The sequence below is a fragment of the Blastomonas sp. 34TW genome, from assembly GCF_059803595.1.
Genome location: NZ_JAPFGW010000021.1, coordinates 31,625 through 38,298 on the forward strand (window position 1 = coordinate 31,625; position 6,674 = coordinate 38,298).

At 56.1% G+C, this 6,674-nt stretch carries 5 protein-coding genes and 1 pseudogene; 2 read left to right on the forward strand and 4 right to left on the reverse strand.

The window, feature by feature from the left end:
* Positions 1-36 precede the first annotated feature (36 nt).
* A complete protein-coding gene (locus tag OPU69_RS18655; RefSeq protein ID WP_498512993.1) occupies positions 37-837 on the forward strand; it encodes a MarR family transcriptional regulator in 801 nt (266 codons plus the stop codon).
* 5 nt (positions 838-842) lie between these two features.
* Here the strand turns inward: OPU69_RS18655 and OPU69_RS18660 are convergent, their stop codons facing one another.
* The 4 genes from OPU69_RS18660 to OPU69_RS18675 form a co-directional block, all read right to left on the reverse strand.
* A complete protein-coding gene (locus OPU69_RS18660; protein WP_082660524.1) occupies positions 843-1,124 on the reverse strand; it encodes a WGR domain-containing protein in 282 nt (93 codons plus the stop codon).
* 1,013 nt (positions 1,125-2,137) lie between these two features.
* Positions 2,138-3,391, reverse strand: coding sequence for a replication initiator protein A (locus OPU69_RS18665; RefSeq protein WP_082660526.1), 1,254 nt, complete (start codon positions 3,389-3,391; stop codon positions 2,138-2,140).
* A 178-nt stretch (positions 3,392-3,569) separates the two neighbouring features.
* Positions 3,570-4,586: a ParB/RepB/Spo0J family partition protein gene (locus tag OPU69_RS18670; RefSeq protein WP_058803371.1), complete on the reverse strand. Its 1,017-nt coding sequence runs from the start codon at positions 4,584-4,586 to the stop codon at positions 3,570-3,572.
* On the reverse strand, positions 4,583-5,782 hold the full coding sequence (locus OPU69_RS18675; RefSeq protein WP_058803372.1) for an AAA family ATPase: 1,200 nt from the start codon (positions 5,780-5,782) through the stop codon (positions 4,583-4,585). The genes OPU69_RS18670 and OPU69_RS18675 overlap by 4 nt, the downstream gene beginning before the upstream one ends.
* Before the next feature lie 222 nt (positions 5,783-6,004).
* Here OPU69_RS18675 and OPU69_RS18680 point away from each other — a divergent pair.
* Positions 6,005-6,674 (forward strand): annotated as a pseudogene (locus OPU69_RS18680) (methylase); the annotation flags it as partial.

Below are 6,674 nucleotides of genomic sequence, written 5' to 3' on the forward strand. Positions count from 1 at the left end.
GCGCTGGCCTCACTTCGGCGCCTCTGGCGCGTGCATGTGCGCGATTATCCGTTTGATAATCTTGGAATTGAACACAATCCGGGGCTCGAAGCGAGCGAGCTGGTGCGCTCGTGGTATTCCGAGGAACGCCGTCAGTTCTTGTCGTGGATTAGCCGGCGAGGACACCCTCCCCTCGCCCATGCTGCCAAGCTGGTCATGGCCGCCAAGAACCACTCTGAAGGGTTCACCGAGACCTATTGGCCCGCCGATCGCGCGCTGGAGCGGCTTGACGCGCTGCTACCAAGCCGTGACCCGATGAGCACCTTGCTTGAATGGCTGACGGAACTGAGAACGGAAGAAATCGACTTTCTCGAAGGCGGCAGCGAGATGGTCCAGGTCGGAGGGTTCGCGGTAACACGTATGGCACCGCGTGGGGCGGCCTGGGCGGCATCGCTCGCTGCTGCCATGCGGCCACACTTGTTTGGGCTGGGCTCGGCGCCAATGGCGCTTGCTGGGGTCATGCCGCGGGCTCTGTTCCGTGAACTTCACGAGGAACCCCTGCCCGTCCTATTAGGCCGTGCGCTTCAGGCTACCGCTGAGAGTGCAGCCGCAGACCTCCGTGCCATGCAAAGGGCTCACCTGCAGGCTGAGGGAGCACTTTCAGGCCTGTACGCCTCCTCGACGGCTCCCCTGGCTTGGCGTCTGGTAGCCGGCATCGGACCTCTCACCCGTGCGGAGCTTGCCAGAGGCCTTGGGGTGACCAAGCGAACCGCTTCACAATCAGTTGCGGCTATGGTGACTGCCAGCATGGTCAGCCTTCGAACTTCCGATGGAGCAATCGTCCCAACGGACACGTGAACGTATCATGGACCCCGGAATACTTCCCGGTAGCAAACGCCAATTCGATGATGTGAGGTCGCTCTGCGACGCAGCAACTGTTCTACGAACTTTGTCGCCCTGCCTGCGTCGGCGAAGGATAAGATGCGTCGCTGTCCACGCGTTCCAATCCGCCCCCACGAGAATTCAACAATCGTGACACCGAACAGGTCCTGGCTTCGAGATATGACGTACCGCCTTGCAACATTGAGATCGGGATCTTTGGCTTCGAGCCAGATCTGACATTCCCTTTGTCCAACCTCTAACATGCGGAGGACTATGCGATAGCCACGTGAAGTTAGGCCAATCGGAAGTTTGAATCACAGGTCCCTGTCGTGATTCACGGAATCGATCTTAAGGCTGTGACCAGCGCTAATCTGCCGAGTTGCCATTCTGGTGGAATGTACGCATCGCACGCAAAGCGGTCATCGTCGAAGGGATATGTCGGCCTTCCTTAATCTTGAATCAAATCAATAACAAATCCGCCGCAGGCGTGAACGTTAGGGGATTTAGATTCTAAGGTTAAGAGGTTACCTGCTCGTGATCAGCCTGCAAACTCCTGATTTCTCGCGAGTCGGGGCGGCTATGCCGAATCTGAAAACACGATGTTCGGTTTCTGATAGCACGACCGCCAGATTCTAATAACACGTCATCTGATGCCCGATCACACGTTCGCCACCTCCCCGCCCTGTTGATAACTTTGAAAGCGCGGCTGTGAGCGTGAGGCCAGAGGATCAGTTAGCGTTCCGATTCACATATGATGCGCCGATCCCAAACTTTCTGATCCCCCATTTGCTCCTAGGCTGAAACGAACGTGTTTTCGGAAATGTGGTATTTCCGGTCGAACGTGTTTTCAGGAATGGTTTTTGGAGGCATTTTCCATCGTCCAGATTGAAGGCCGACCTGTCGGGTTTCTGGATCGCAGTGACTGAAGTGGAGCCTCAGGCGATCTGCCAGCTGGCTTGAGCGCTGCACAGTAGATCGCTGATTTCAGTCAAAGATGGACGGCAGAAGCACGGCTGTAGGGTCTATGCCGGTACTCTTGGGCCTAGTCAGCGATTTATTTACCTGGCGCCGAACGTAGACGCGGTCCTCTGATCGGGCGGGCTAAGCGAAGTGATTCCCGAAAACACGTTCGCTAGCTGCCGTGCATGATGAGACTGTTCTTATTCTTACGATAGATCGCTATGCCTGCGGCAGAGCGTAATCAGGCCTGAAGCCGAGCGGCAGCTCTACCAGCGCGCCGGGCGCCGCTACCAAGTCCTGCAGAAGGTCGCGATCTTCAAAAGCCCGGAAGCGTATGCTTGTTGCGCTCGTGGTGCTTCTTCATGAAGCCGTAGAACCGTTTCGAGTAGTTCCTTGGCAACTCATGCGGATTGCTGTTCAAAAAGGAATCGAATTGCCGCATCAGCACATCGAGATCCCAACCAGGACATTCAGCACGGATGGCCTGATAGATTTCGGGGTCAAGAGTGTCCTGAGCGCCCCCTCCCCTTCGTCGTGACTGAGATTGGCTCGCATTGCTGTCCAATGCCGCTGATGCATCGGCTTGCTGTTCGGGGCGCAAGCTCGCGCTTGTTGTTGCAAGGAGCTTGCGCACGAGGGCAGGATCAACGAATTCCTGCGGAGGGCTGACCTTGGCTGCCTTTTCGGGGGTTGCGCGCTGAATGCGCTGGGGTCTGCTCTCCGTGGCGACAGAGCCACTATGTTCGGTTTTTCCAGAAGGTTTTTCGAGATGGCGACGCATCACCATCTTTAGCTTTGGACGCGGCGTCTCTGCTCCAATGACCTCCAGACTGATATCCGGCAGGTTGTTAGCTCGCGCCAATTCAAGAATCTTGTTCTTGAACGAGGGTAGGGAGCTTTCGCTGCCGCTTTTCTGATGAAGAGTTTCGAAGCCAATCGTGAAACCTTCTGGCCCATTGCCACCAGCGTGCTTGCGAGCTGCGCGGTAGAGCCATTTCCCAAGTCCGCTCGTTATCTCGAAATACAGAGGCGAAATCGCAAGGACATTTCGCTTGTCCATGACCCCGTCGAAGAACCACTTAGAAAGCGTGATTTCCATCCCAAGCGAACGCTGGGTTCGCTCATCAACGAGATGAGTATAGCTATCGATCCACGAAAATGTGGTCTCGCGGGATTTGGAGTTCGCTCGGATGTTCGTCTTGATCGTCGTGGCCTGAAGGCGATCAAGCGCTGCGATCAGTCGCTCATAGGCGCGCCCGCTTACACCCCAGCAGATTCGCTTGAGAAGATCGCCAGGTTGAACACGAATGGTCGGCGACAGGTCATTGTCACCCCGCTCGCGCAATTCGTTGAGGTGGGACGCCAGATAGATCATGATATCTGCATCCCAGATGGTCGCCATCCCATAGGCTGGGTTGGCTGATACATGCACGGTGACCGACTTGTCCGGACTGAGGTACTCAATGGGTTTCAGGCGCTTCTTCTTCGAAAGGCTGAAGAAAGGGCGCTGCATGGTCTCCTGATAGTCCCGCAGCGAGATATCGCTGAAATCAGGCAGCGTGAAGAACATCTCGAACTGCACCCGGCGACCGGAGGAGGACTGATCTTTCTCGCTCACGTTCTTCGCCTAGTAAATCTGCCGCTGTCCCACATGTGGGACAAGTGAGCTAAACATATGAAATAAAACGATAAAAGCCACATTTTCAGAGTGGTAAAGGCATGGCCATAGGTGGGTCCAAAACCCTCCTTCATGGGGCAGGCCTTTTCAGAATCTTCGCCTTCTCAATCAGAGGGCGCAATGCATCAAGGATTTCGTCAGCGCTCAAATCAGTGGGGTTGATCGTTATCGTGAGCCCTCGTGCACGATCCTTTTCGATGACACCAATGGACGATCCTGCGGCTTCGATTACGGCTTTCTGGGCACGGCCAGGCCTGCCCGAAACTGCCTTGAGCAGACGGACAACAACCTGAGGGCCAGAAATTGGCTCTTCGTCTCCGGATTGCCGGAAACTTTGTTCCGCAGCGATTTGCTTTGCTGCTTCCTCCATCCTGGGGCGCAGCGATGGGTTGCGTATGGCTGGAAGAAGCTTGTCACCGTACCGGACCTGAAGTTCCATTGGCGAGGCAAATGCGCTTACGATTGTTTGCGGGATCTCTGTCAGGCCGATGTACCGGGCGAGCGTAGATTTCGAGATCTTCACGCGTTCAGCAAGCCGTGCCTGAAGGCCATCGTAATAGGTGTCGACTGCTGCCTTGTAGTTCAAACCGCGTTCTAAGTCTGAGATATCTTCCCTCTCGCGGTTCTCGATATCAGCAAGGCGGAACGCAGCTTCGTCATCGAGATCTTCGATAATCGCTACGAGCTCGATATCCGGGTAGTGATTGGCGTTGAGCCACGCGACAGCCCAGTGACGCCTTGTGCCAATGATCAGTTCGTACTGCAGCTCACCTTGCTGCTTACGACGCACGACTACTGGGATGCGGTTCCCGTTTTCTGCTTGGATCGACTCAATCAGAGATCGCAAACGGGGTTCGGTGAGCTGTTCGTAATCACGGGCGTTTCCCGGCCAGATCGAACATTCTGCAGGTTTGAGCCGGATGGTCGGGCGCTTGACCATCCGCGCTGCTTCCGTGAAGCCTTCAAGCCGACGTGTTGTGAAATTGCGCGATGCAGTTGCCCCTGCAGCGTCCTTGGCTTCAGAGACGGAAGGCTGGTCAGGGGCAGGGGAGGCGAGGGCCTCGCCAATCAATGAACGACGGCTCACGCTGCAACACTCCCTGCCGTGTCAGATGACCGTCTCGAAATGCTCTTCGACGGCCACTGCTCGTGTATTTCGTTCAGAACTTCTCCGAAGACTGCGTTGAGATTGTCCCGGCAACGCTGGTAGGTTGCGTGCGCAGCTGAAGGCTTGCTTTCATAGATCGACCGGAATGCTTGAGTGGCATTCTTGATTTCCTCAGAAGCCAGAATTGGCTGATTCAGCAGGAAATTGGCATATGTGGCCTTCATCATCTTCCACATGTCGGCTTCACCTGGCTTGCTGGGGGTGTAGGCCGAGCAGACGACGCGAATGAACCCATAATCAACAGGCGTTCCGTGATCCTCGAGGATCTCGATATTCTCGGCGATGGTGTCCATGAAATGGATGGTTGAAAGATAGTCGAGCTGCCTTGCCGGAACCGGGATGAGCATACCTGTTGCGGCGGCCATCACATTGAGGCCCAGGAACCCCATGGCCGGCGGAGGATCGAGCAAGACGACGTCGAAGTCCTTGATGATACTGTCGATGCCAATTCGGAGACGCTGAAGTCCCTCGCGCACTGCTTGTCCGCCCTCCGTCAACGTTGCCGTGAGGTCCCACTCTGCATCCTGCAGGCCAAGGCTTGACGGCACTATTTTGATTGTAGGCCAAGCGGTTTCTCGGATTGCCTTCCTGAAATCATCGAATGTACTGCGAGGCGACAGGAAGTTTCCTAAAGTCTCCTCTTCATCGATAAGTGCTTCGGGCTGGATGTCGAACATAGTTGTCGTTGACGCCTGCGGATCGCAGTCGATCACGAGAACGCTATATCCGTTCAGTGCGAGAAAATCGGCGAAATGCTTGGTAATCGTACTCTTGCCGACGCCGCCCTTGAAATTCTGCACGGCTACTACGACCGCATTCTCATGGGCTAGCTTGCCCGGATGAATGTTCAGCGCCTTGCGAATATGAGTAAGGTCTTCGAGCGTGTAATAGCGACGGCCATTGTTAAGCTGCTTCGGAGGCGCGAGACGTCCCTCCTTCTCTGCCTTGGCAAGCGCTTCAGGCGTTCTTCCGACCAATTCCGCTGCCGCCGTAGGCCCAAACGTGATATCCAGGACCTTGCGTTCATCAGGTTTGAACACCACAGCTTTGACCCGATCGCGCATCATTTCGCAGGATCTGGTCATATTTCGCAGTGTGTTCACGGTGTAGGACATGCGTCTGCCTTTCGATGAATCGCAGTTCTGCGACCCAGTTCGTGTTTTATGATCATTTTCGGCGGTAGAAGTCAAACCGATATCTTCGGGATGGTGCCGGTCCCGAATCCTCGTCGCTGCCGGGCACCCCTTGTCGCATAGCCCGTAGTGATCACGGGCTCATAAACCCGAGGCGAGAGGGAAGGGGGATGACCTGATGCGGTTCAGCATCAGGAGCAGACCGTGACCGACCTATTTGAACAATCCAGCCAGAAGCTGGACGCAGCAATCACCGAAATCCAGCACGCCATCGCCACCGGACTGGCGAACAAGCAACGCCTGTTTGAGACGATGCGCCAGCTCTACGGGGAGGGCTCCGCAAACGGCGCCTGGAGCCAACGGGACGCTTTTGACCTGCTCGAGGCGGCATTGACGCGCCACATAGCCGGACTGTTGAACAAGCCTCAGATGCTGCACCAGATCTCGGAGATCAGTGCGCTTTTCGAGGCACTGCCGACACATACGGTCAGAAGTGAAGACCAGATCAGGTATCAGCAGTTCTCGACGCCCGCAGACCTCGCAAGCCTGGCCGTGATTTTGGCGCAGCCACTGCCAACCGATATCGTTCTTGAACCGAGCGCCGGACATGGCGCCCTGGTGGCAACTCTGCCCAATGTCAGCGCATTGCATCTCAACGAAATCGATCCCCGCAGGCGTGAAAAGCTGGCTCTGCTGTTTCCCGAGGCCACCATGACAGGGATCGATGGAGCCATGCTAGCCTCCCATCTCGACGCGGCAGCGCAGCCAAGCCTCATCCTGATGAACCCGCCGTTCTCTCGGTCAATGGGACGAGGAACAGACGAGTTCGCAGCGGTGCGTCACCTGCGCGCTGCCCTAACGCGCCTCAGGCAGG

Excerpts from the sequence above, each read along its gene's own strand:
- OPU69_RS18660 (WP_082660524.1), bottom strand. The coding sequence starts at position 1,124 with ATGTTAGAGGTTGGACAAAGGGAATGTCAGATCTGGCTCGAAGCCAAA.
- OPU69_RS18665 (WP_082660526.1), bottom strand. The coding sequence starts at position 3,391 with ATGTTCTTCACGCTGCCTGATTTCAGCGATATCTCGCTGCGGGACTAT.
- OPU69_RS18675 (WP_058803372.1), bottom strand. The coding sequence starts at position 5,782 with ATGTCCTACACCGTGAACACACTGCGAAATATGACCAGATCCTGCGAA.